Raw genomic sequence first — 24,163 nt, forward strand, 5'->3', positions numbered from 1 at the left:
CGTGTAACTGATGTTTGACTGACTGGAGTGATTTGATGTCGATCATGAAACTGACTGCGACAACCGCAGTTCTTGCTGCCCTTACCGCAACTTCTGCTGCTGCACGTGACAACGTACAAGTTGCTGGTTCTTCCACTGTGTTGCCCTACGCATCCATCGTGGCTGAAGTATTCGGCGAAAACTTTGACTTCCCAACACCGGTTGTGGAATCAGGTGGTTCTTCTGCTGGCCTAAAGCGTTTCTGCGAAGGCGTCGGTGAAAACACGATTGATATCGCAAACGCGTCTCGCGCCATTAAGCCTTCTGAGGTTGAAGCATGTGCGGCAGCTGGTGTTACAAACATCATCGAAGTTCGTATTGGTTATGATGGCATCGTGTTTGCCTCTGACATCAACGGCAACGGTTTCGAATTCACGCCTGCTGATTGGTACAACGCTTTGGCTGCCGAAGTTGTCGTAGATGGCGCGTTGGTTCCAAACACTGTTGAAACATGGGACCAAGTAAACCCTGCGTTCCCAGCACAGCCGATCCAAGCCTTCATCCCGGGCACAAAGCACGGTACACGTGAAGTATTCGAAGAAAAAGTGATCCTTGCTGGCTGTGAAGAAAGCGGCGCAATGGAAGCTATCATGGGTCTGAACGGCGGCGACGAAGATGCAGCCGAAGGCACATGCATGGCGATCCGCACCGATGGCCGTTCCGTAGACATCGACGGCGACTACACAGAAACACTTGCCCGCATCGAAGCTGACAACAACGGCATCGGCGTGTTTGGTCTGGCTTTCTACGAAAACAACACCGACAAGCTACAAGTCGCAACCATGTCTGACGTTGTTCCAACAACCGAAAGCATTGCTGCTGGTGACTACCCTGTGTCACGCCCACTGTATTTCTACATCAAGGCTGACCACATCGGTGTGATCCCAGGTGTAAAAGAATTCGCTGAATTCTTCGTATCTGACGACATTGCTGGCCCAGACGGCCCATTGGCTGAATACGGTCTGGTCTCTGATCCAGAGCTAGCAGCGGTACAAGCGACTGTTGCTGACGAAGTTACTATGGGCAGCGGCTCTTAAGTTTACTATTAGCATGGGGCGCCACTCTGGTGCCTCATGCGAACCCTTTATACGTTGGAAACGATCATGCAATCGCTGACCCTTCCGCTTCTTGTGATTCTAGGCCTGACCATCACAGGTTACTTCCTAGCCAAGACGCGGGCATTGCAAGTCGCTGGCGGAGATATCCGCAAGTTGGTTTCACTGCCCAAGCAACACGCCCTTAATACTGTCCTTGCCACTGCGATCCCGCCACTTGCGGCGATCGTTTTGTTTTCGCTGTACCGTCGCCTCGCAGAGGCAGAGGGGTCTTGGCTGTTTACGCTTGTCGTAATTGCCTTGGCGGTGACTGGCTTTGCGCTTTCACTTATCGGTATCAAAACAGAAAGCCGCGCACGGACTTTCGCTGAACGTTGGATTATGGGGCTGCTGATCTTTGCCTCTACAATCGCGATCATGACGACTGTTGGTATCGTGTTCTCGATGTTGTTTGAGACATTCAATTTCTTCGAACAGTACGATTGGCGCGACTTCTTTTTCTCTGCCAATTGGTCGCCAAACTTCCGTGGAAACTCTGATCTGGGTATTTTACCGCTGCTTTGGGGGACGCTTTATATCAGCTTTATCGCGCTTACTTTTGCGGTGCCCATCGGCCTGTTTGCAGCTATTTATCTGTCTGAATACGCAAGCAGCCGTATGCGGTCAGTTGCAAAGCCAGCGATTGAGATTTTGGCCGGTATCCCGACAATTGTTTACGGTCTTTTCGCACTTGTGACAGTCGGCCCGTTCTTGCGCGACTACTTTGCTTCTCCGATGGGGCTGGGGCAAAGCGCATCATCGGTTATGACCGCGGGTCTTGTCATGGGGATCATGCTGATCCCATTCGTGAGTTCGCTGTCAGATGACATCATTAACGCTGTGCCGCAGGCGATGCGCGATGGGTCATTTGGGCTGGGTGCAACGAAATCCGAAACCATCCGTCAGGTGGTTATTCCTGCGGCGTTGCCCGGCATCGTTGGTGCGATCTTGTTGGCAGCATCACGCGCTATCGGCGAGACGATGATCGTGGTACTTGGGGCAGGGGCTGCAGCGCGGCTTTCGCTTAACCCATTTGAGGCGATGACGACCGTCACCGTTAAAATCGTTAGTCAGCTGACTGGTGATACCGACTTTGCTAGCCCTGAGACGCTGGTAGCCTTTGCACTTGGTTTGACATTGTTTGTCATCACCTTGGGCCTCAACGTCTTTGCGCTGTTTATCGTGCGTAAATACCGGGAGCAGTACGAATGAGCACCTCTTTGCTAACAACGGACGCACGCACTAAAAAGCGTAACGCAGCCGAGGCACGGTTTAAGGCTTATGGGCTGGGCGCGATCATCGTTGCGATGTTTGCACTCGTGATTTTGCTGACATCCGTCTTGGGCAACGGCCTTAGCTCCTTTAAGCAGACGTTTATCGCGCTTGAAGTGGAACTGCCCGAAGACAAGCTGGATAAATCTGGCGTGCGCGATCTTGCGGTGATGTCCAAGGTCACTACCATTGGCTACGCCCCGATCTTGCGCAACGCACTGCTGGCGACATTGGCCGAGCAGGGGATTGAAACCGAACTTTCGAACAAAGAGATCAGCAATATGATCTCGAAAGAAGCCGCAGCAACTGTACGTAACCGCGTTCTGGGTAACCCAGATCTGGTCGGACAAACTGTTCGCTTTGATGTGCTTGCATCTGGCCGGATAGACGGTTTCTTTAAAGGCCGCGTCACGATGGAAAGTGCTGCGCTTGATAACAACACATCGCCAGAAGCATTGGAAATTGCCCAAGCACTGGCCGATGCTGGTATCATGCAAACAAAGTTCAACTGGAACTTCTTTGTTTGGCCTGACGCATCGGACCAACGGCCAGAGGCCGCGGGTATCGGTGTTGCGATCCTTGGTTCGCTTTACATGATGCTTGTTGTGTTGTGCTTGGCGCTGCCGATTGGTGTTGCCTCATCCATTTACCTTGAAGAATTCGCGCCAAAAAACCGGTGGACCGATATCATTGAGGTAAACATCTCAAACCTTGCTGCAGTGCCGTCAATTGTGTTCGGTATTCTTGGCTTGGCGATTTTCATCAACTTCATGGAATTCAACCAATCATCGCCACTTGTTGGTGGTTTGGTTTTGACGTTGATGACATTGCCAACCATCATCATTTCAACACGCGCTGCGTTGAAATCTGTACCGCCGTCGATCCGCGATGCGGCATTGGGCGTCGGCGCGTCAAAGATGCAGTCAGTGTTTCACCATGTTCTACCTTTGGCGGCACCTGGGATTTTGACAGGGACGATCATTGGCCTTGCGCAGGCATTGGGTGAAACCGCGCCTTTGCTGCTAATCGGTATGGTGGCTTTCGTACGCGAATACCCCGCCGCCTTTACCCCAGAAAGCGGGCTGTTTGGCGAAGCCTCAACCGCGCTGCCAGTACAGGTTTACAACTGGACACAACGTGCTGACCCCGGCTTTGTTGAGCGTGCATCCGGTGCGATTATTACATTGCTGGTTTTTCTGCTAATCATGAATGCGGTCGCGATCTACCTGCGTCGCCGCTTTGAACGACGCTGGTAGAGGAGAGCAAAAATGGAAGATATGATTCAAATGGACCGCACAATGAGTACCCAGCAAGACATCAAGATCGAAGCCAAAGGGGTTCAGGTCTACTATGCCGACAACCATGCGATTAAGGACGTAGATGTTAATATCGCAGATAAAACAGTGACGGCGTTTATTGGCCCGTCTGGTTGCGGCAAGTCGACATTCCTGCGCTGCCTTAACCGGATGAACGACACGATTGATATCTGTCGCGTCGAAGGCAAGATCCTGCTCGACGGTGAAGACATCTATGATCCAAAGGTAGACCCGGTTCAGCTCCGCGCAAAGGTGGGCATGGTGTTCCAAAAGCCGAACCCATTTCCAAAGTCGATTTATGACAACGTGGCCTATGGCCCGAAGATTCACGGTCTAGCCCGCAACAAGGCTGACCTTGATGAGATCGTCGAACAGTCCCTGCGCAAAGCAGCACTCTGGAACGAGGTCAAAGACCGCCTTAACGCGCCTGGCACAGGCATGTCCGGCGGCCAGCAGCAGCGTTTGTGCATCGCACGGGCGATTGCCACGGCCCCCGAAGTGCTGTTGATGGATGAGCCGTGTTCAGCGCTTGATCCAATCGCGACGGCTCAGGTCGAAGAATTGATCGATGAATTGCGCCAAAGCTTCTCGGTTGTGATCGTGACCCACTCGATGCAGCAGGCTGCGCGTGTGAGCCAGAAAACCGCATTTTTCCATCTCGGTAATCTCGTAGAATTCGATGATACCGACAAAATATTTACCAACCCACAAGACCCCCGCACGGAAAGCTACATTTCCGGCCGGATCGGTTAAGGAGCAGACCCGATGAACGAACATATTTCATCCGCCTATGACCGCGACCTTGAAGGGATCACCACGCTCATCATGAAGATGGGCGGCCTAGTCGAAGAGGCAATCTTGCGGTCAGCCAATTCGCTTGCTGATCGCGATGTGGAATTGGCCGAAACAGTCCGCAAGGCAGACAAAGCCATCGACGCACTTGAAGAGCAGATCAACGAAGAAGCGGCGCGTACGATTGCGTTGCGTGCGCCGGTTTCAAAAGATTTGCGTGCAATTTTGACGGTCCTGCGCCTGTCAGCCTCGCTCGAACGTATTGGCGATTACGCCAAGAACATTGCGAAACGTACCAGCGTATTAGTCGAGATGAGCCCCGTAAGCGGTGCCGATACCGCACTGCGCCGGATGGCCCGTGAGGTCGAGCAAATGTTGAAAGACACGCTTGATGCTTATCTGCGCGGTGATGCTGAGCTCGCCGAAGTGGTGCGACAACGTGACCAAGAAGTCGACCAGATGTACAACGCGTTGTTCCGCGAATTCCTGACCTTCATGATGGAAGATCCACGCAATATCACGGCCTGTATGCATTTGCATTTCATGGCGAAAAACATCGAGCGAATGGGTGATTTGACGACTAACATGGCCGAGCAGGTTATCTATCTGGTCACCGGTGAAATGCCCGAAGAAGCCCGACCCAAAGGTGATAAAACAGCATTTGTTGCGGAGACAGGCTAATCCTATGGCACAGCAACCTCATGTCCTTGTCGTTGAAGACGAATCTGCGCAACGTGAAGTCCTTGCTTACAATCTTGAAGCCGAAGGGTTCCGCGTAACCCGTGCTGAAAACGGTGAGGAAGGGCTGCTTTGCGTCGAGGAAGATACCCCAGATGTCATTATCTTGGACTGGATGATGCCGCATCTTTCTGGGATCGAGGTATGCCGCCGGTTAAAGGTGAAACCTGAAACCCGCGGTATTCCAGTGATCATGCTGTCAGCCCGTTCAGAGGAAGTCGACAAGGTCCGTGGCCTTGAAACTGGCGCAGACGATTATGTGGTTAAGCCGTATTCAGTTTCCGAACTGATGGCACGCGTGCGCACGCAGCTGCGTCGTGTTCGTCCTGCGACCGTGGGGCAGGTGCTTACTTATGAAGATATTGTGCTGGACGCAGAAACACACCGTGTAACGCGCGATGAAAATCCACTTAAACTGGGTCCGACCGAATTTCGACTACTGACCACATTTATGGAAAAACCGGGACGTGTTTGGTCGCGTGACATGCTGTTGGACCGTGTTTGGGGGCGCGATATTTATGTCGATACCCGGACTGTCGATGTTCACGTTGGTCGTCTGCGCAAGGTGCTGACCCAACATGGCGGTGACGATCCTGTGCGCACCGTACGTGGTGCCGGATATGCACTTGGCTAATGCTGTTGGCGTAAGGTGGGTTTAAACCCACCCTACGTTGTTTTTCTTTAGTTGTTGCCCCAAGGGCCGTGGTGCCCAGAACCACCATCTGTGCGCGCAAAGCCGTGCGCACCAAAGAAGTCGCGCTGACCTTGAATCATGTTCGCCGTACCGCGTGCGGTACGCATAGCGTCAAAATAGGTTAGACCAGACGACAGGGCGGGTAGGGCGATGCCATGCAATGCACCTTGTGCGACCACTTGACGTAGTGCGTCATGGTTGCTTTTGAGCTTATCGGCAAAGGTCGGCGCAAACATCAGGTTCCGGTTTTCATCCTCAGCCAAAGCTGTCGACATATCATCCAACATATCGGACCGAATGATGCAGCCTTCGCGCCAAACTTGCGCAATCGCAGGAAGCGGAAGCGCCCAACCAAATTCTTCGGATGCTTTTGTAATCATATCGAACCCTTGTGCATAGCACAGGATTTTACCCGCCATCAGCGCCTGTTCCAGTGTGTCCAGTGACAGTGCATCATGTGGAAGCTGCCGTGGCGCAGTGCCAAACAAGTCTTCGCCTGCAGCACGGGCCTCAAGTTGAGATGAGAGGTTACGTGCGACAACCGCGGCTTCAATCGCTGGAATTGGGGCTGCTAAGAGCTGGGCTTCGATCACCGTCCAGCGGCCAGTGCCTTTTTGACCAGCGGCGTCAACGATAATGTCAAGCATTGGTGCACCGGTTTTGGGGTCAATCGCGCCTGCGACTTTGCCCGAAATCTCAATCAGGTATGATTTCAGCGGGCCCTTGTCCCACTTGGCGAATGTGTCAGAGATGGCAGCGTTGTCCATTCCTAGACCATCACGCATGATACCGTATACTTCGGCAATCATTTGCATGTCCGCGTATTCAATACCGTTGTGAACGGCTTTGACAAAGTGGCCAGCGCCACCTTCACCCATCCAAGTGGCGCATGCCGTGTCTTCGTGCTTGGCGGAAATGGCTGTCAGGATATGTGCAACGCGGTCCCAGTATTCGCGTTTTCCGCCGCCCATTATGGATGGACCAAAACGCGCGCCTTCTTCACCGCCAGACACCCCAATGCCAAGGAATGGCAGATCGCCTGCTTCTTCGGCACGGCGGTTGGTGTCATGGAAATTAGCATTGCCAGCGTCGATAATGAGGTCGTTTTCACCAAGAAGCGGACGCAGTGCAGCGATTTGATCATCGACTGGCTGACCGGCTGGGACCATCAGGATAATCGCGCGTGGTTCGGCGATTGCGGCAACCAGTTCTTCAAGCGTTTCGGTCGGCGTAATCTTATCGGCAAGTTCGCCGGCGTTCGCGTGAAAATCTTTTGTCACCGTGCTTGTACGGTTCCAAACTGCAATATCAAAGCCGTTATCAGCGATGTTCAATGCTAGTGCGGCACCCATCGTGCCAAGGCCGATAAGGCCAATCTCTGCGTTGCTCATTTACGGGATCCCCGAGTAATACGATTTCGACAGATGTATAGGCTGTCGAAACAGGGATTAAAACGGGGGTTGGTAGGAAAACTATGCGCTACGATAGCTTTCCTTCACCGTGGCTACGCACCCGTTGGGATAATGTATTGAATGACGGTGAAAATTGCATAGGCCGCTACCATTGCAATGCCGACAGGTTTTGTGATTTTCCCAACGACTAGCATCCAAATAGCGAACCCAACAGCGACACCGACGGTCGCCCAAAGCTGCATTCCCATCAAAACAGGCGTCACTTCGAGCGGTTTAATGATCGATGTCAGCGCGACAATTGACAGGATATTAAAGGTGTTAGACCCGATGATGTTTCCCAAAATAAGGCCGACAGACTTTTTGCGGGCGGCGGCGATGCAGGTTGAAAGCTCGGGCAGTGATGTGCCAAACGCGACAACAGTCATACCGATGATCGCCTCTGGTACGCCAATTAGCGTTCCGGTCACGACAGCGCCTTTGACAAGCATCTCTGATCCAATCGCAAGCGCAAATAGGCCACCAAGTAAGATCAACAGCGCGACCCCCATTGATGGAATAACGCATTCGTCATCTGCATCTTCGATCTCAATATCAAGGCTGTCGGATTTGTACTGGTAGAAAACAAAGCAAGCGAGGATGGCAAACATGATCAACCCAAGTCCGGTAGAAAATACGCCCGCAAACATTCCGTAGGTTAGAATTGCGGTTGCAAGCAACATCATCGCCAAGTCTTTGACCAAATCTTTTGCTTTGCCTTCAATCTGAAATACGATTGCGGTCGCCCCGAGAACGAGCAAAATGTTTGCGATATTTGACCCAAGTACGTTGCCCAGCGCAATGCCTGGAAAACCTTGCAAGTTTGCGTTCACGGACGTGAAAAGTTCTGGCACTGACGTCCCAAATGAGATGATGGTGGCACCGATGAAAAGCGGCGACAAACCAGTACGTTCCGCGATGAATACGGCGGCGTCAATTGTCCAATCGCCCCCTTTGATCAGCAAAACAAGCCCGAACATAATCGCGCCAGCGGAAAGAACAAAAATATCGTAATTGGGGAGTATCAACTTGGGTCGTCCTGTAACATCTGTTGTTGTCTGGGCACTTATGCATTGCATGCACCCGCGTGAATAGCCCTATCCCCAATTTTCATTCAGAGGATACGATTTTGCGCCTATCTTGCCGGGTTTAAAGGAATTATGGTTTTAGCACGCTGTGAGGCACATAACCCAATGATGTTGACGCCTCTTGGCCAAGTTTGATTATTGTTTTTATGATCTCAGGCTTGCGCTCATCGCTAAACCTGAACAGCGGAAAAGCGATCGACATTGCGGCAACGGGCCGGCCCAGATGATCGAATATAGGAACAGCAATGCATCGCACACCTGCTTCGCTTTCTTCGATCTCTTCTGCATAGCCACGTTCTTTGGTTGCGATGAGGTCGTTAAAAAGGGTTTCTCGGTCGGTAATTGTGTTGGGCGCCGAAACTTCGAACGTCATGCGCGACATGCGGTCCTCGATCTCTTTTGGGTCGCGCCATGCCAGCAGCGCTTTACCCAACGACGTTGAGTGCAAGGGATTGCGTTTGCCTAGTGTCGATTGCATCGAAAGATTGTAATGGCTGTCGTATTTATGCGTATAGACCACCTTTTCTTCGGTGTTATCCATGATACCCAAATTGATGGATTCACCGGTGAGGCGCGACAGCTTTGCCATGACCCGGTCTGCGGCCCAAAGTAGATCAGACCGGTCTTTAATAGAGCGTGCCCCGAGGCTGAACAATTTGAGAGTAAGCCCATAGCGTTCGGTGTCTTCGTCTTTTTCGACATACCCTAGTTCAATCATCGTGTTCAAAAGTCTATGCGTTGTTGCTTTGGATGTCATGGCAAGGTTGGCTAAATCTGCCAGCGTTGATTTGCGATTTTCAACCAATGACTCGAGTACAGAAAACACCTTGAGCACGGCTGCAACATTCTCGGTTTTTTGTTCTGGATTCGCCATTTTACGCACCTAAAAAATTGGAATGTGATTTCATAAAAAATGCAGTCACATCGCAGACGACATAAGCAATACGCGCAAAGTATTGAAAATACAACGGAAAATATTTAACATACTAGATGAGATTTTTGTTGATATTTGATGGTTCTTGTGTCCAAGATATTTTGAAATGACGTTTCAAAAATTTTAACTCCAAGGATGCGACTTGCATGGATCCCCTCTTGCGACAGAAAGACCATTTAATGAACCGTGCTGAAGCGTGCAGGCTGATTGATGTCTTGGCGGACAATCTGATCAACATTTCCGATGACACCGGAGAGTTCATTCTGAAGCTCGAGGATGGCCGCGAAATTGACACCAAAGGGTGGGCTGGTTGGGAATGGACGCATGGCATCGGCCTGTATGGTCTTTTCAAGTATTTCCAGCAGACCCGTAATCCAACCGCAAAATCTATCATCGATGGATGGTTTTCGGACCGTTTGGCCGAGGGCACCCCCACAAAAAACATCAACACCGTTGCCCCCTTTCTGACGTTGGCCTGCCTTTACGAGACCGAAGCGAACAGTGAGTGGCGTCCATATCTGGAACAATGGGCCGATTGGATCATGTATGAAATGCCGCGCGTCCAAGAGGGCGGACTGCAGCATATTACCTACAACAGCGTGAACCCCGGCCAGATGTGGGATGACACCCTGATGATGAGCGTGCTGCCGCTGGCCAAAATTGGATTGGTGCTGGGGCGTCCTGAATATGTCGAGGAAGCAAAGTTCCAGTTTTTGACGCATATTCAATATCTGATGGATAGTAAAACCGGGCTTTGGTTCCACGGTTGGACATTTGAGGGGAACCATAACTTTGCGGATGCCCTTTGGGCGCGCGGAAATAGCTGGGCGACCATCGCGATTCCCGAATTCATCGATATGCTTGATTTGAAAGAAGGCGACCCGATTCGCGAACATTTGCTTTCGACGCTGCGCCGCCAGGCTGCTGCGTTAAAGCATATGCAGGATGAAAAATCGGGTATGTGGCACACATTGTTGGATGATCCATCAAGCTATGTTGAGTCGTCAGCGACCGCTGGGTTTGCCTATGGTCTGCTAAAGGCGGTGCGGTTGCGGTATATCGACGAAAGCTATGCCGACGTTGCAGAAAGCGCAGTAAAAGCTGTTGTTGAAAACATCAGCGACGATGGCGAATTGTTGAACGTTTCCTTTGGTACCGCGATGGGCCACGACCTGGATTTTTACAAACAGATCCCGCTGACATCGATGCCATATGGCCAGTCGATGGCGATGCTGTGCCTGTCCGAATACCTGCGAACATACATCTAAGAACGACATAATGACCCGGCGATTTAACGCAGGGCACGCGAAAACGAATGGAGATATTCCGGCTTTTTGGTCGGGCCCAAGGGAGGAAAACATGGGAAGAATGACAAGGCGCCAAGCGCTTGGAACAATGAGTGGTGCGGCAGCTGCAACTGCGTTGCCAGCACTACCTGCGATGGCTGCAGACCGTACGATCCGCCACTTTTGGTGGGGGAACCCTGAACGCGATCGCCGCACGTTTGAAGTGATCGATGTATTTCAAAAGAACCACAGTGACGTTGAAGTCTCTGGCGAGACGATCGGCTGGGGGGATTACTGGACCAAGATGGCCACGCAGACTGCGGGCCGCAACATGGCCGACCTCGTGCAGATGGATTACCGGTTTTTGTTCGAGTATGTCCGTCGTGGCGCATTGCAGCCGCTTGACGATCACATTGGTAACGGCCTTGATTTGTCGAACTTTGACGCTGGCCCACTGTCTGGTGGTATGGTCGACGGTAAGCTTTACGCGCTGAACATCGGCTCTAACTCTCAGGTTGTTCCATTTAACACCCGCCTGTTCGAAGAGGCAGGTATCGACGCCGATGTCATCAACTGGACCCGCGAAGAATTTGCCGCTGCTTGCGAACAGGTTGCGAGCAAAACCAATGCTAAAGGCGCTGACGATTTCTCACTTATGATCGAATACATGGAGGCATGGGCCCGCCAAGAGGGACGTGATTTCTATGATGCCGATGGCAATGTGACCGCGACCGCCGAAGACGTCGCCGGTTACTGGGCTTATTGGGGCGAAATGCGTGATGCTGGCATCGTCATGGATAAAAACCACACCGTCATTCTGGACAAGCCAATGTCTGAATGGGGTATCGTGACTGGCGAAAGTGCAATGTCGCCTTGCTGGTCAAACCAGCTTGTCGCGGTGCAAGGGCTTGTCGGTGATACTATCGGCGCCGCGATGGTTGCGCACAAAGAGGGCGGCGTTGGCTGGGGCCAGTTTATTAAGCCATCAATGTTCATGTCGCTTACGCGTGATGCTGACGATGTCGAGGCCGCGATTATGTATATGAACGACTGGATCAACAACCCAGAGGCCACTGCGATCTTAGGGCTTGAACGCGGCATTCCAGCGAACCCAATGGTCCGCGAGGCGCTCGCACCGAGCTTTACACCACCTGAAAAGCTCTCGGTCGATTATTTTAACGCGATCCAAGACAAGGTTGGACCATTGCCGCTTCCCGCCCCCAAAGGTGCTGGCGAAGTGCGTGACGCATTCATGCGGATCGGCACGGATGTTGTGCTGGGCAATATGGATGCGGCCGAAGCAGCTGGTATCTTTGTTGAAGACGCCCAATCTATCGTTGACCGCGCACGGTAATCATCGGTGTTCAAAATCGGCCCTGACGATGTTGGGGCCGATACCCTCTGGCCTAAGAGCAACGAAATATGAAGAAATTCTTTAGGCGAAACGCTCCCGCGTATGTGTTTCTATCACCCTGGTTCGTCGGGTTCTTTTTGCTCGCGTTGGGGCCCATTTTGGCGTCCATGTATCTGTCGTTCACACGTTACGATATGGTCGGTGATCCGCGCTGGGTTGGGCTGGATAACTATGAATATATGTTCGAACGCGACCGGCGTTTTTGGAAAGCCTTAGAGGTCACATTCACCTATGTCGCGCTCGCGGTTCCCGCCCGGCTTGCGATGGCCTTAGGCGTTGCGATGCTGTTGGATAAGGGACTGCGTACCATCGGTTTGTATCGCGCGATTTTCTATCTTCCGTCGCTGCTGGGGTCGTCAATCGCAATCGCAATTTTGTGGCGGCAGCTGTTCTCTGTTGATGGTGTCGTCAATCAGGTCTTGGCTAAATTCGGGATCGAAGGGGCTGCATGGATCTCGGACCCGAATACCTCGCTCTATACGCTTGTCATCCTTGCGATGTGGCAGTTCGGTTCGCCGATGTTGATTTTTCTGGCGGGTTTGCGGGGCATTCCGCGCGATCTGTATGAAGCAGCCGAAATCGACGGGACATCAAAGCGACGTCAGTTTTTCCGAATTACGCTACCTTTATTGGCGCCTGTGATTTTCTTTAATCTGGTGCTGCAAACGATTGAAGCCTTTAAGACGTTTTCATCAGCGTTCATCATTTCGAACGGGACAGGCGCACCGGCTGACAGTCTGCTGTTCTACACCGTCTATCTGTTCAACGAAGCCTTCAAGTTCTTCCGCATGGGATATGCGTCTGCGCTGGCTTGGGTGTTGTTGTTGATCATCGGCTTCTTCACGGCAGTGACTTTCTTTACCTCTAAATATTGGGTGCACTATGAAAACGAACGTGACTGATATGACCGTTCGCGACAAGAACGCACAAATCGCCCACGAAATCCGATTGGGTCAGAAAAAACGGGCGCGTCGGGCGCGGATTTACAAGCATATTTTCCTAATCGGCATGTCGATTGTGATGCTTTATCCGCTGTTTTGGTTGTTCGCCTCATCTCTTAAACCCGAGAACGAGATTTTCAGCACGCTCACGCTTTGGCCGTCTGAATTCAATTGGAACAACTATACCGAAGGTTGGAACGCGCTGCCAAAGTCGTTCACCGTATTTTATATGAACTCGGCTATTGTCACGGTGCTTTCTGTGATTGGTAACCTGCTGTCATGTTCGTTCGCGGCCTATGCGTTTGCGCGGCTTCAATTCAATGGCAAGAACCTGTTCTTTGCGTTGATGATGATGACGCTAATGATCCCGTATCACGTCGTACTGATCCCGCAATATGTCCTGTTTTTGAACCTTGGTTGGGTGGACACCTATCTGCCGCTTGTCGTGCCACGGTTTTTGGCGTCCGACGCGTTCTTTATCTTTTTGATGGTTCAATTCTTTCGGCAGTTACCCCGCGAATTAGACGAAGCTGCGATGATCGACGGTTGTTCTCCTTACAAAATCTATTGGGCGATTATTCTGCCATTATCGTTGCCTGCCATGGGCACCGCTGCGATCTTTTCGCTCATCTGGGTGTGGGAGGATTTTCTCGCTCCGCTGATCTATCTGAACGACATTAAATCATACACGGTGCCTCTCGCGCTGCGGCTGTTCCTTGACCAAGAAGGGCAATCGATTTTCGGACAGATGTTCGCAATGTCCGTTCTGTCGCTGGTGCCAGTCATCGTGTTTTTCATCGCTTTCCAGAAACTTATCGTGCGCGGCATTGCCACCTCGGGAATGAAATAAGGAGCCGCTAAAAATGGCAGGTTTAACACTACGAGATGTGGGTAAATCCTATGGTGGATTGTCGGTAATGTCCGGGCTTGATCTTGATATTTATGACGGAGAGTTTTTGGTGCTTGTCGGTCCGTCGGGCTGCGGAAAATCGACGCTACTGCGGATGATTGCCGGGCTTGAGGAAATCACTGACGGTACGATCGCGATCGAAGATACCATCGTTAATGATCTGCCTGCATCCAAACGCGAACTGTCGATGGTTTTTCAATCCTACGCGCTGTACCCACATATGTCGGTGCGCAAGAACCTCGCGTTTGGGCTGCAGAACATGAAGATGACCAAGGCCGAGGTCGCCCGCCGTGTCGACGAGGCAGCCCGCGTCTTGCAAATCGAAGAACTGCTAGAGCGAAAACCCCGACAGCTTTCTGGCGGCCAAAAGCAACGCGTCGCCATTGGTCGCGCGATCGTCCGCGAACCCAAGCTGTTCTTGTTCGATGAACCCCTATCGAACCTTGACGCAGAACTGCGTGTGCAAATGCGTGTCGAACTTGCGTCGCTATACGCCAAGCTGGGCACCACAATGATCTATGTGACCCACGATCAGGTCGAAGCCATGACCATGGCCAGCCGGATTGTTGTTCTACGCAAGGGTACCATCGAACAGGTCGGCACCCCGCAAGAACTGTATACGCGTCCAGCGAACCTATTTGTTGCCGGGTTCATCGGCTCGCCCAAGATCAACATGTTCAAAGCCACCGCATCAAAAATCGCTGATGGCATCCACATATCCGCGCCCGAGTTCGAAGACTTCGAAGTTCGCGGATTGGAACGCACGGTTGACGACGTGACGATCTGCATTCGCCCCGAAGCATTGGTGCTTGGCGGTGGTTCAATACAAGTCACGGCGGAAATCATATTGGTTGAGTATTTGGGAAGTGAAATTTTGTTGCATGCGAAATTACCGTCGGGCGCGACGGTATTGCTTCAGACCAGCGGAAAGGAAGAATATGCCCGTGGGCAGAACATTTCTTTTGGTTTTGAAACGTCGGATGTGCATGTTTTCGACCATAACGGCGACCGCGTCGCATTCACACACGAGGAAGCATTCGCATGAAACTTGCCATTGTCGGTTGCGGGTCTAGGCACGCGATGTTTAGCGGGAGCGTTACCCACGATTACCCTGACAAACATGAAATCGTTGCCGTGTGTGATAACAACCCTCACCGGCTGAGCCTTGCTGCGCAGGCCGCTTCGCGTGAAGGGACCAACGGTGTCGCGGCATACGACGCTGCTGACTTTGATACGATGATAGCGGAACAAAAGCCCGATACCGTCGTGGTCACGACCCCCGATTTTCTGCACGCCAGCTATATCGTTCGCGCATTCGAGGCGGGCTGTGACGTCATTTGCGAAAAGCCTATGACGATTGATCTTGCGTCGCTGAAACAGATTACTGACGCCCAGAAACGCACGGGGCGTCAGGTTCGTGTTACCTTTAACTATCGCTATTCACCGGCGCGGACACAGGTCAAAGATATCATCGCATCAGGCCAAATTGGCGAAGTCACAGCCGTTGATTTTCGCTGGCACCTAGACCGTGTTCACGGTGCAGATTATTTTCGCCGCTGGCACCGCCAAAAGGAAAACTCCGGTGGGCTGCTGGTCCATAAATCAACGCACCATTTTGATCTGTTGAATTGGTGGTTAGGTGCGGTTCCATCGCAGGTAACCGCGTCTGGGCGGCGGGCGTTTTACCGTCCTGAAACCGCGCTCGACATGGGGCTTACGCATCGTGGGCCGCGCTGCGCGACTTGCGAAGTTGCCAGTCGGTGCGATTTTGAACTTAATCTTGCTGAAGATGCCCAACTTCATGCGCTGTACCGCGAGGCCGAACATGAAGACGGGTATTACCGCGACCTATGCGTATTCGACGAAGATATCGGGATAGAAGACACGATGCAGGCTCACATCCGTTATGGATCAGGTGCCACGGTCAATTATACCCTGACGGCCTATTCCCCGTGGGAGGGGCTAGAGATCAAGTTTCAAGGCACCAAAGGCGATTTGACACATAAGCACGTCGAGGTTCACGGCGTTTTTGGTGGCGAACGCGCCCACGCAGGTAAAGACGCCGTTTGGACCGAACTACACATCGCCGGTCAAGCACCGCAGCAGATAGATGTCCCAACAGCCGAAGGGCACCACGGCGGGGCCGATCCTGTCATGCTGGGGTATATTTTTGACCCCGATAACATGGAACCGGACCAATATAATCGCGCCTCGGATCATGTTGCAGGTGGCTGGTCGATCCTGACCGGAATCGCCGCGAACATGTCCATCGATACGGGCAATACTGTCGATATTCCGACGATGTTAAAGGCGCGTGGCATTACGCTAAGCTGAACACAGGGTGGCCAGATGACTGCAAAGAAGAACGTAGTATTGATCGGCTGTGGCATGGTTGCCTCTGTCTATGTTGAAAGTTTTCGCAATCTTTCGGATCAAATGCAGTTGGTGGGCGTTCTGGCATCGACGGGCGACAGTGGCCGCGCGTTCTTAGAACGGCACGCCAAGCATTTCCCAAAGGCACGCGCCTATGAAAACATCGAAGGGGTCGTCGCAGCCAAGCCGGACATGGCGGTCGTTATTACCCCACCAAATGTACGGGTTGCAATTGTGCAGTCGCTGGCAAGCGCGGGTATTCCTGTGCTGATGGAAAAGCCAATCGAACGGACCCTCGCGAACGCCCATGAGATCGTCGATATCTGTGCGGATATTCCGCTAGGTATCGTGCTGCAACATCGCGTTCGCCCGTCGGCGAAAGCGTTGCATGAATTGCTCGTGGCGAACGATCTTGGTGCACTACGGCTTGTCGAAATCTATGTACCGTGGTGGCGTGATCAAAGCTATTATGACGAACCGGGCAGGGGGTCGATTGCCCGAGACGGCGGCGGTGTTTTGATTAGCCAAGCCATTCACACGCTTGATCTGGCACTTCAGTTCACTGGTCCCGTCAAAGAGGTCACGGCAATGTGCCGAACGTCAACGTTTCACACGATGGAAAGCGAAGATTTCGTCAGCGCAGGGCTGAGTTTCGAAAACGGCGCAGCGGGCAGTCTTGTTGCGTCAACAGCGACATACCCCGGCCGTACCGAGGAAATCATTCTGCACTATGCCAATGCGTCGGTAACGCTAAAGTCGGCCGAATTAACAGTCAATTGGCGGTCCGGCAAAACAGATACCATTGGATCGGAGGTCGCGACTGGCGCAGGCGGTGATCCAATGGCGTTTACATCAGATTGGCACCAAGCGGTCATCGCGGATTTCATTGATTGCATTGATAGCGGCACCACACCCGCTGCAAGCGGCCAAAGCGCGCTTGCCGTCCATGCATTGATCGAGGCGATCATCACATCAAGCACCACGGGCCGCGTTAGTCCGGTCAAAAAGGTATCTTAAACATGACATCTCAAAACGGTCTAAAGCTGGCAGCAATCGGTGTCGATCATGGGCATATCTTTGGCATGCTTGGCAACATGGTCGCCCAAGGGTGCAGCATCACCCACTGGTGGAGTGAACGCGATTGGGCGCTGACTGATAAGTTCCAAGAAACGTATCCCGACCTTGTCCGGGTTCCCGACCGCAACGCAATCCTAGATGACCCCGACGTCAATATGGTCCTCATTGCCGCCGTGCCAGAAGACCGCGCCGCGCTCGCGATTGAGGCGATGAAAGCTGGTAAAGATGTCATGGTCGACAAACCCGGATGCACGACCTTGGCGCAATTGGCGGAAATTCAGAAAACAGTCGCCCAAACCGGACGCATCTGGACCGTGAATTTCTCAGAACGCTTTCAGGTACCATGTGTCGCAAAGGCCGAAGAACTGGTTGCGCAGGGTGCCATTGGGAATGTGATCCAAACGATAGGCATGGGTCCTCACAAGCAAAACCTGCAAACCCGGCCTGATTGGTTTTTTGAACGCCCCCGCTATGGCGGGATTTTGACTGATATTGGTTCACACCAGATCGACCAGTTTCTGTTTTTTACCGGCTCAACCGAGGCTAAAATTAAGCACGCACTGGTCGCAAACAAAAGCCTTCCTCAACACCCCGGCTTTCAGGACTTCGGCGAAGTCTTGTTAGAGGGAAACAAGGGACATGGTTACGTCCGTGTCGATTGGTTCACGCCAAAGGGGCTTCCTATGTGGGGCGATGGGCGTCTGACGATCCTTGGCGATGCGGGCTATATTGAGCTGCGCAAATACATTGACCTTGCGAATGGGAACCGGGGCGATCAGCTACTGCTTGCGAACCAAGATGGTGCCGAGGTGATTGATTGCCGCGAAGTACCTTTATCCTATTTCCCACGCATTTGTGTGGACATCCAAAACCGCACTGAAACCGCGGTAAGTCAGGCGCATACCTTCCGTGTCATGGACCTAACAATCCGAGCGCAAATGCTGGCCGAAGGGGACGCGCCATGAAAAAGGTCAAAGTTGCGATCATCGGTGCCGGGATCGGGCAAAAACACTATATCGCCTATCAGCAGCTACCCGAAATGTACGACGTGGCCGCGATTTGCGACGTGGATATCGCGCGGGCACAAGCCTTTGTCGATGACGCGCATTTGGCGCGTGTCACCGATAATTTTGACGCGGTGCTCGCGGACCCAGAGGTCGAACTTGTTGATATATGCCTGCCGCCGCATCTACACTTTGATTTCACTGCGCGGGCCATGCGTGCAGGCAAGGACGTGATCTGCGAAAAACCGCTCGCGAACAGCGTTGCCGACGTTGACCGCCTGATCGCGATATCAACCGAAACCGGGCGCACCGTCTTCCCGGTGTTTCAATATCGCTTTGGTAAAGGGATATCGCAGCTGCGTGCCCTGATCGATAGCGGATTGGCGGGACGTCCTTTTGTTGCTTCGCTTGAGACCCATTGGAACCGGGGCGCGGATTACTACGCCGTCGATTGGCGCGGAACCTGGAAGGGCGAACAAGGCGGTGCAATCCTAGGCCACGCCATCCACGCGCATGATCTGCTTACCTTCATCATGGGCCGGGTTTCATCAGTATTCGCCCGCGTCGCAACCCGGGTAAACGACATCGAGGTCGAAGACTGCGCGGCCTTGTCCATTACACTTGAAAACGGGGCGCTCGCGACCAGTTCAGTGACCCTTGGCGGTGGTGCCGATACAAGCAGGTTACGGTTCTGTTTCGCTGGCGTCACAGCCGAAAGCGGTTCTAACCCTTACCGCCCTGCAGAAGGCGAATGGACATTCACCGCCCGCGCGCCAGTGACCCAAGATCAGGTTGATGCAGTGGTCAATGCAGTCGCTGATCCACCTGCAGGGCAGGTGGGTTTTTCAGTCGAAGTTTTCCGCGCACTACGCGGTCTTGAAGCGCATTATGTGAATATCGACGAGGCACGCCGATCAATCGAATTTGTCAGCGCGACATACCAATCGGCCCGGTCGGATATGCCCGTTTCACTACCGATTAAAGACGATGATGCCACCTATGATGGCTGGACGCCAAAGGCATAACGAACACCAGCGATGCTGGTATCCGTTATGTCACATTTATCAGCTTTCAAATGCAGCTTCATACGATTGACGCAATACATTCTTTTGCACCTTACCCATTGTATTGCGGGGGAGCTCTGAAATGATGACCAGCTTACGCGGTTGCTTAAATCGTGCGAGCGACTGCGCAATGGTTTCGGATATCTGATCTAAGTTTGGTGTTTCGCCGGCTTTCGCGACGATCAGGCCAATCACGGTTTCTCCAAAGTCAGGATGCGGCACACCGATTACGGCGCTTTCAAGAACACCGGGTTGTTCGTCTAGGACCAGCTCGATTTCTTTTGGATAGATGTTAAAGCCACCTGAAATAATCAGGTCCTTATTCCGTCCAACGATCGTGACGTAACCGTCATCATCAATCATCCCAAGATCGCCGGTGATAAAGAAGCCGTCGGCCCGCAGTTCTTCGGCCGTTTTTTCCGGCATCTGCCAGTAACCGGCAAATACGTTTTGCCCGCGGACTTCGATCTGCCCAATCTCGCCGGTGGGAAGCGTTTTGCCAGTTGCTGGATCGGTGATTTTCAATTCAACCCCGGGCAGTGGAAAGCCCACAGTTCCGGCACGCCGATCCCCGCCATAGGGATTTGACGTATTCATATTGGTTTCAGTCATCCCATAGCGCTCGAGGATGCGAAGACCTGTTCGGTTTTCAAAGGCCACATGGGTTTCGGCCAGCAAAGGCGCGCTGCCTGAGATAAACAACCGCATGTGTTGTGCGATATCTTTGGTGAAGCGCGGATCGTCAAGCAGGCGGGTATAAAAGGTAGGCACCCCCATCATCGTGGTCGCGCGGTGCATGTTGGTGACCATAAAGTCGAGATCGAATTTCGACATAAAGATCATCGAACCACCAGCCATGAGCGTGACATTCACCGCAACAAACAACCCGTGGGTGTGAAAGATCGGCAGCGCATGCAAAAGCACATCTTGTTCCGTAAACGCCCAAATATCCACGAGTGTCGTCGCGTTGGACAGCAGGTTGCCCTGCGTTAGCATCGCGCCCTTGGACCGTCCGGTGGTGCCTGACGTATATAGGAAGGCCGCCAGATCATCGATTGTTCGTTCGACAGTTTCGAACACATCGGGCTGGTCTTTCGCAAGATCGGCAAGACTACCGCCACCTGTTGTGCCCAGCGTTTCTAACCGCGTGTTTGTCGCAGTTGCGAGGCCCGTCAATGCATCACGCCGTTCGGGCTGACAGACAAAAAGTGCAGCACCGCTGTTTTCGATAAAGTAGCTGACTTCGTCCGCAGTATAGGCGGTGTTGAGTGGCAAAAACACCAGTCCGGACTGAACGCAGGCCGCATATAGCACAAGCGCATCGGCGGATTTGTCGATCTGCGCAGCAAGGCGGTCACCGGGCTTTAGCCCCATTGCGGCAAGCGCGTTCGCAAACCGTGCGGTTCTCGCCAGAAAATCTGAATGTGTGATCGTCTGTCCGTCTTCGAGGTGCAGAAATGGGGTCGCTTTTCCGGCGTGACGACCGAACAATGTATCATAGAGTGGGTTGACCATCGAAGGGTTCCTTATGTCTCGGACTTTTCTGCAGCGCGTGCCAGCGCTTTGACTTCGGTTGATGCGGCGACTTTATTGGATGCCGCAAAGTGTTCGTGGTTTTGCGCTATGGCCGACAGATCGTAAAGATAATTGACCATCGTACCCAGCGATTGGGCATGACCATTGGCGGATGTGTCTGCATTTGCATGAACGGCATGCACTTTTGCGCCATTCCCAAGATGGAACCGCGCCACAGGATCAAGCGGTGCGCCGTTTGGTCGTTTAGCGTTTATCAGGTATCGCGCCGCAAGTCCGGGCAACCGTTCGGGCGTAGCACCTTCATCTAACCCTTCGGCGGCAAGCCATTTGGTCAGCCCGGGAATTGGTGAAAGCGTCACAAAGGTTTTTAGCCCCGACAGTTCCCGCGAAAGATCATCAACGACCTGTTTGATCAAAGAATTCCCGAACGAAATGCCCGCAAGGCCAGCCTGACAATTGGAAATCGAATAAAAGACGGCAGTGTCAGCCAATTCTGCATCCATAACATCGCGCCCGTCAGCAAGAACGTCTTGGATCGACCCAGGTACCCCTTTGGTCAATGCAACCTCGACAAAAATCAGCGGCTCATCCGGCATGGCTGGGTGAAAGAAGGCAAAGCAACGACGGTCTGACGGCTGCATCCGCCTACGCAGATCACCCCAGCTGTCGATGGCGTGCACGGCCTCGTATGCGATGATTTTTTCAAGGATATACGCCGGGCTTTCCCAGTTGATTGGGCGAAGCACAAGGAACCCGCGGTTAAACCAAGATAGAAACAAGTGCCGGAAATCTAGATCGAGCGCTGCAAGCGATGCATCTTCCTTGACCATGCCAAGCAGATCTTTTCGCATTTTTACCAGACTACCTGTTGCGCCGGGAACCTGATTTAGGCGGCGCACCAGTTCCTGCCGGGCGGGCTCTGCCGCTGTCATGAAACTGCGGTAGGTCGTTTTTGAAGGCTCGGCCTCATAAGCGTTTAGGGCTTCGCGCACGGCTTCGGGATAAATGTCCAACCCTGTCGCCAGATGTAAAAAGAAATCACGCTTTTCGTCTGTTTCCATCGCCGCATAGCGATCTAGGATTTGCCGCGCGAGCGTCATCCCTTTGATTTCACCATGGTTGCCGATCAGGTCGGCAACCAATTCTTCGATAGGTCGGTTATCCCACTGCGCGACAGCGGAAGCTTTGGTTGAACGATCAAAGACCGAAGACAGAAGATCCGCGAGAAGGCTCATCGGGCGGCACCCATCACATAATCGGGCAACCACGTCGCGATACCCGGAAACAGGCACAGTAAGAAGATCGCCAACACCATGCAGGCCACATAGGGCAGTGAACCCAGCAGGATTGTCTTAAGCGGGATATCAGGTGCAATACCGTTGATCACGTAAAGGTTCAGGCCAACGGGCGGCGAAATCAGCCCGATTTCCATGTTGATGGTCAGAACAACCGCAAACCAAATCGGATCAAAGCCAGCGGTAACGATGACGGGCAACAAGATTGGTGCTGCCATTAGGATGACCGCCACGGGTGGCAGAAAGAACCCAGCGATCAGCAAGAAAACGTTGATCGCGGCCATCAGCCACCAGCGGTTCACGTCAAGCTCTGCAATCCATGCCGCAATCGACTGCGTGATGAACAGGCTCGACAACATATAGGAAAACACACCTGCCGCCGCGATGATGAATAGGATCATCACAGACTCTTTGGTGCTGTCCCGCAGCACGACCCACAGGTCACGCGGGTTCCAAAGCTTGTAGATCACCATGGCAACCAACAAGCACAGCAATGCCCCCACCGCCGCCGTTTCTGAAGGCGTCGCGATGCCGCCGTACATGGAATAAAGCACACCGACAATGATCATCAAAAACGGGATTACGCGTGGCAAAATCTCAAACTTTTCGCGCCAAGTGTAAGCTCTTGTGTTTAGCAGCGCCCGGTCACCTGATTTGGCAGTGGAGTAAAGTGACCACACCATGAACAGGCCAACCAGCATCAGTCCCGGAAACACGCCAGCAAGGAACAGACGGCCAATCGAGCTTTCGGTGGCGATCCCATAAACGATCATGGTGACAGAAGGCGGGATGAGAATGCCCAACGTACCACCCGCCGCAATTGATCCGGCGGCAACGCCATCTGGGTAACCACGCTTGCGCATCTCGGGAATGCCCATTTTACCGATGGCCGCACAGGTGGCAGGGCTTGAACCTGACATCGCCGCGAATAGCGCACATGCACCAAGGTTGGAAATCACCAGTCCACCGGGCACGCGGGTTAACCACCGCTCTAGCGCTTCGTATAGATCAGCGCCCGCACGGGTCGACGCAATCGACGATCCCATAATGATGAACATCGGAATGGATAACAGCGCAAAGTTATCCAGCTTTCCGAACAGGATTTCGGGCATCAGTTCCAGTGAACGGGTGCCATCAAAGACGATTAAAAATCCTGCTGATACGATCAAAAGGCCGATGGCCACCGAAACGCCAGAGAATAGAACGATGATAGTAAATAGGGCGACTAGGCCACTAAGGACGAGCGGGTCCATCAGTTATCCTCCAGTCCGAATGGTTGGTCGATTTTCAGGACAATTGCGACAAGGTCCGCGATGAGCTGCAATAGTAGCAGCCCTAATCCGACGGGCAGTGACAGATATGGGATCCATAGGCGAACGCCCCAAACGGTGTCAGATTTCCACCCCCTATCCCAAGCAAAGTGCCAGAATTCATACCCGTACCAAAGCATGACAGCCATAATTGCGATCGACATCGAAAGCGTCAGAATAGACAGATAAAACCGTGCCCGTTTAGGCAGTAACAGTGGAATCAGATCGACATTCACATGCCCGCGCAGCCGCTGAACATAGGGCAGCCCGATCAATGTCGCCGCGATTACCAGATAGATCACCATCTCAGTCTGCCAGATGGTCGATTGGTTCAAAACAAAACGCACAAAGATCATTTGGCAGGTCACCCCGACCGCCACGACGATCATGGCTGACGATACCCAGCCTGCAACGGTCGAAAGCGCGGCAACAATTTTTAGAAAGGGGTTATTCCCCGTGTTGGATGCAACTGCATCGTGGTGGCCAGTCATGTGTCACCCTTTTTGCCTGTATATTGTCGAATGAAGGGCGGTGATGA

The 24,163-nt window shown here is 52.7% G+C and carries 22 protein-coding genes; 15 read left to right on the forward strand and 7 right to left on the reverse strand.

What is annotated here, in order from left to right; translation table 11 throughout:
• The first annotated feature begins 35 nt into the window (after positions 1-35).
• The 6 genes from CLV80_RS02300 (at position 36) to phoB (ending at position 5,885) form a co-directional block, all read left to right on the forward strand.
• A complete protein-coding gene (locus CLV80_RS02300) occupies positions 36-1,076 on the forward strand; it encodes a substrate-binding domain-containing protein (RefSeq protein ID WP_106354329.1) in 1,041 nt (346 codons plus the stop codon).
• A 66-nt stretch (positions 1,077-1,142) separates the two neighbouring features.
• Entirely contained in the window at positions 1,143-2,345 is a 1,203-nt protein-coding gene (pstC, locus tag CLV80_RS02305; RefSeq protein ID WP_106354460.1) for a phosphate ABC transporter permease subunit PstC, read from the forward strand.
• Positions 2,342-3,661 carry a phosphate ABC transporter permease PstA gene (gene pstA / locus CLV80_RS02310; RefSeq protein ID WP_106354332.1) on the forward strand — a complete coding sequence of 440 codons (1,320 nt, stop codon included), beginning with the start codon at positions 2,342-2,344 and terminating at the stop codon, positions 3,659-3,661. Before pstC ends, pstA begins: the two co-directional genes overlap by 4 nt.
• A 12-nt stretch (positions 3,662-3,673) precedes the next feature.
• A complete protein-coding gene (gene pstB, locus CLV80_RS02315; protein WP_106354334.1) occupies positions 3,674-4,474 on the forward strand; it encodes a phosphate ABC transporter ATP-binding protein PstB in 801 nt (266 codons plus the stop codon).
• Between the two features lie 12 nt (positions 4,475-4,486).
• On the forward strand, positions 4,487-5,194 hold the full coding sequence (phoU, locus tag CLV80_RS02320; RefSeq protein WP_106354336.1) for a phosphate signaling complex protein PhoU: 708 nt from the start codon (positions 4,487-4,489) through the stop codon (positions 5,192-5,194).
• A gap of 4 nt (positions 5,195-5,198) precedes the next feature.
• Positions 5,199-5,885 carry a phosphate regulon transcriptional regulator PhoB gene (gene phoB / locus CLV80_RS02325; protein ID WP_106354339.1) on the forward strand — a complete coding sequence of 229 codons (687 nt, stop codon included), beginning with the start codon at positions 5,199-5,201 and terminating at the stop codon, positions 5,883-5,885.
• Between the two features lie 47 nt (positions 5,886-5,932).
• On the opposite strand, the gene gnd is transcribed toward phoB, so the two are convergent.
• From gnd to CLV80_RS02340, 3 genes are all read right to left on the reverse strand, one after another.
• Entirely contained in the window at positions 5,933-7,336 is a 1,404-nt protein-coding gene (gnd, locus tag CLV80_RS02330) for an NADP-dependent phosphogluconate dehydrogenase (protein ID WP_106354341.1), read from the reverse strand.
• A gap of 113 nt (positions 7,337-7,449) precedes the next feature.
• Positions 7,450-8,421, reverse strand: coding sequence for a calcium/sodium antiporter (locus CLV80_RS02335; protein WP_243394359.1), 972 nt, complete (start codon positions 8,419-8,421; stop codon positions 7,450-7,452).
• 130 nt (positions 8,422-8,551) lie between these two features.
• Positions 8,552-9,355, reverse strand: coding sequence for an IclR family transcriptional regulator domain-containing protein (locus CLV80_RS02340; RefSeq protein ID WP_106354345.1), 804 nt, complete (start codon positions 9,353-9,355; stop codon positions 8,552-8,554).
• A gap of 239 nt (positions 9,356-9,594) precedes the next feature.
• Here CLV80_RS02340 and bglB point away from each other — a divergent pair, with 239 nt between their 5' ends.
• The 9 genes from bglB (at position 9,595) to CLV80_RS02385 (ending at position 19,445) form a co-directional block, all read left to right on the forward strand.
• Entirely contained in the window at positions 9,595-10,683 is a 1,089-nt protein-coding gene (bglB, locus tag CLV80_RS02345) for a beta-galactosidase BglB (RefSeq protein WP_243394361.1), read from the forward strand.
• A gap of 91 nt (positions 10,684-10,774) precedes the next feature.
• Entirely contained in the window at positions 10,775-12,055 is a 1,281-nt protein-coding gene (locus tag CLV80_RS02350) for an ABC transporter substrate-binding protein (protein ID WP_106354349.1), read from the forward strand.
• 68 nt (positions 12,056-12,123) lie between these two features.
• Complete coding sequence (locus CLV80_RS02355; protein ID WP_106354351.1) at positions 12,124-13,017, forward strand: carbohydrate ABC transporter permease; 894 nt, start codon at positions 12,124-12,126, stop codon at positions 13,015-13,017.
• On the forward strand, positions 12,998-13,906 hold the full coding sequence (locus CLV80_RS02360; protein ID WP_106354353.1) for a carbohydrate ABC transporter permease: 909 nt from the start codon (positions 12,998-13,000) through the stop codon (positions 13,904-13,906). The genes CLV80_RS02355 and CLV80_RS02360 overlap by 20 nt, the downstream gene beginning before the upstream one ends.
• A 13-nt stretch (positions 13,907-13,919) precedes the next feature.
• On the forward strand, positions 13,920-15,011 hold the full coding sequence (locus tag CLV80_RS02365) for an ABC transporter ATP-binding protein (RefSeq protein WP_106354355.1): 1,092 nt from the start codon (positions 13,920-13,922) through the stop codon (positions 15,009-15,011).
• Positions 15,008-16,300 carry a Gfo/Idh/MocA family protein gene (locus CLV80_RS02370; RefSeq protein ID WP_106354357.1) on the forward strand — a complete coding sequence of 431 codons (1,293 nt, stop codon included), beginning with the start codon at positions 15,008-15,010 and terminating at the stop codon, positions 16,298-16,300. The genes CLV80_RS02365 and CLV80_RS02370 overlap by 4 nt, the downstream gene beginning before the upstream one ends.
• 15 nt (positions 16,301-16,315) lie before the next feature.
• The gene (locus CLV80_RS02375; RefSeq protein WP_106354359.1) at positions 16,316-17,356 is read left to right on the forward strand and encodes a Gfo/Idh/MocA family protein; all 1,041 of its coding nucleotides are present in this window, start codon (positions 16,316-16,318) and stop codon (positions 17,354-17,356) included.
• Between the two features lie 2 nt (positions 17,357-17,358).
• Positions 17,359-18,381, forward strand: coding sequence for a Gfo/Idh/MocA family protein (locus CLV80_RS02380; RefSeq protein ID WP_106354361.1), 1,023 nt, complete (start codon positions 17,359-17,361; stop codon positions 18,379-18,381).
• Positions 18,378-19,445 (forward strand): Gfo/Idh/MocA family protein, encoded by a 1,068-nt coding sequence (locus tag CLV80_RS02385; RefSeq protein WP_106354363.1) that lies wholly within the window; start codon positions 18,378-18,380, stop codon positions 19,443-19,445. Before CLV80_RS02380 ends, CLV80_RS02385 begins: the two co-directional genes overlap by 4 nt.
• Before the next feature lie 39 nt (positions 19,446-19,484).
• On the opposite strand, the gene CLV80_RS02390 is transcribed toward CLV80_RS02385, so the two are convergent.
• Genes CLV80_RS02390 through CLV80_RS02405 form a run of 4 tightly spaced genes read right to left on the reverse strand, consistent with a single transcriptional unit; the run spans position 19,485 to position 24,116 of the window.
• Positions 19,485-20,999: a malonate--CoA ligase gene (locus tag CLV80_RS02390; RefSeq protein ID WP_106354365.1), complete on the reverse strand. Its 1,515-nt coding sequence runs from the start codon at positions 20,997-20,999 to the stop codon at positions 19,485-19,487.
• An 11-nt stretch (positions 21,000-21,010) separates the two neighbouring features.
• The gene (locus CLV80_RS02395; protein WP_106354367.1) at positions 21,011-22,255 is read right to left on the reverse strand and encodes a malonyl-CoA decarboxylase; all 1,245 of its coding nucleotides are present in this window, start codon (positions 22,253-22,255) and stop codon (positions 21,011-21,013) included.
• Positions 22,252-23,568 carry a TRAP transporter large permease gene (locus tag CLV80_RS02400; RefSeq protein WP_106354369.1) on the reverse strand — a complete coding sequence of 439 codons (1,317 nt, stop codon included), beginning with the start codon at positions 23,566-23,568 and terminating at the stop codon, positions 22,252-22,254. Before CLV80_RS02400 ends, CLV80_RS02395 begins: the two co-directional genes overlap by 4 nt.
• A complete protein-coding gene (locus CLV80_RS02405) occupies positions 23,568-24,116 on the reverse strand; it encodes a TRAP transporter small permease (RefSeq protein WP_106354371.1) in 549 nt (182 codons plus the stop codon). The genes CLV80_RS02400 and CLV80_RS02405 overlap by 1 nt, the downstream gene beginning before the upstream one ends.
• Positions 24,117-24,163 lie beyond the last annotated feature (47 nt).

Source organism: Yoonia maritima (genome assembly GCF_003003285.1).
Lineage (GTDB): Bacteria > Pseudomonadota > Alphaproteobacteria > Rhodobacterales > Rhodobacteraceae > Yoonia > Yoonia maritima.

What these genes read in the sequence shown, in the direction of transcription:
- pstB (WP_106354334.1), top strand. Translation starts at nt 3,674, where the DNA reads ATGGAAGATATGATTCAAATGGACCGCACAATGAGTACCCAGCAAGAC.
- CLV80_RS02365 (WP_106354355.1), top strand. Translation starts at nt 13,920, where the DNA reads ATGGCAGGTTTAACACTACGAGATGTGGGTAAATCCTATGGTGGATTG.
- gnd (WP_106354341.1), bottom strand. Translation starts at nt 7,336, where the DNA reads ATGAGCAACGCAGAGATTGGCCTTATCGGCCTTGGCACGATGGGTGCC.
- CLV80_RS02395 (WP_106354367.1), bottom strand. Translation starts at nt 22,255, where the DNA reads ATGAGCCTTCTCGCGGATCTTCTGTCTTCGGTCTTTGATCGTTCAACC.
- CLV80_RS02405 (WP_106354371.1), bottom strand. Translation starts at nt 24,116, where the DNA reads ATGACTGGCCACCACGATGCAGTTGCATCCAACACGGGGAATAACCCC.
- CLV80_RS02355 (WP_106354351.1), top strand. Translation starts at nt 12,124, where the DNA reads ATGAAGAAATTCTTTAGGCGAAACGCTCCCGCGTATGTGTTTCTATCA.
- pstC (WP_106354460.1), top strand. Translation starts at nt 1,143, where the DNA reads ATGCAATCGCTGACCCTTCCGCTTCTTGTGATTCTAGGCCTGACCATC.
- CLV80_RS02300 (WP_106354329.1), top strand. Translation starts at nt 36, where the DNA reads ATGTCGATCATGAAACTGACTGCGACAACCGCAGTTCTTGCTGCCCTT.
- phoU (WP_106354336.1), top strand. Translation starts at nt 4,487, where the DNA reads ATGAACGAACATATTTCATCCGCCTATGACCGCGACCTTGAAGGGATC.
- CLV80_RS02380 (WP_106354361.1), top strand. Translation starts at nt 17,359, where the DNA reads ATGACATCTCAAAACGGTCTAAAGCTGGCAGCAATCGGTGTCGATCAT.
- CLV80_RS02340 (WP_106354345.1), bottom strand. Translation starts at nt 9,355, where the DNA reads ATGGCGAATCCAGAACAAAAAACCGAGAATGTTGCAGCCGTGCTCAAG.
- CLV80_RS02375 (WP_106354359.1), top strand. Translation starts at nt 16,316, where the DNA reads ATGACTGCAAAGAAGAACGTAGTATTGATCGGCTGTGGCATGGTTGCC.
- CLV80_RS02360 (WP_106354353.1), top strand. Translation starts at nt 12,998, where the DNA reads ATGAAAACGAACGTGACTGATATGACCGTTCGCGACAAGAACGCACAA.
- CLV80_RS02370 (WP_106354357.1), top strand. Translation starts at nt 15,008, where the DNA reads ATGAAACTTGCCATTGTCGGTTGCGGGTCTAGGCACGCGATGTTTAGC.
- CLV80_RS02390 (WP_106354365.1), bottom strand. Translation starts at nt 20,999, where the DNA reads ATGGTCAACCCACTCTATGATACATTGTTCGGTCGTCACGCCGGAAAA.
- CLV80_RS02350 (WP_106354349.1), top strand. Translation starts at nt 10,775, where the DNA reads ATGGGAAGAATGACAAGGCGCCAAGCGCTTGGAACAATGAGTGGTGCG.
- pstA (WP_106354332.1), top strand. Translation starts at nt 2,342, where the DNA reads ATGAGCACCTCTTTGCTAACAACGGACGCACGCACTAAAAAGCGTAAC.
- CLV80_RS02385 (WP_106354363.1), top strand. Translation starts at nt 18,378, where the DNA reads ATGAAAAAGGTCAAAGTTGCGATCATCGGTGCCGGGATCGGGCAAAAA.
- CLV80_RS02400 (WP_106354369.1), bottom strand. Translation starts at nt 23,568, where the DNA reads ATGGACCCGCTCGTCCTTAGTGGCCTAGTCGCCCTATTTACTATCATC.
- phoB (WP_106354339.1), top strand. Translation starts at nt 5,199, where the DNA reads ATGGCACAGCAACCTCATGTCCTTGTCGTTGAAGACGAATCTGCGCAA.
- bglB (WP_243394361.1), top strand. Translation starts at nt 9,595, where the DNA reads ATGAACCGTGCTGAAGCGTGCAGGCTGATTGATGTCTTGGCGGACAAT.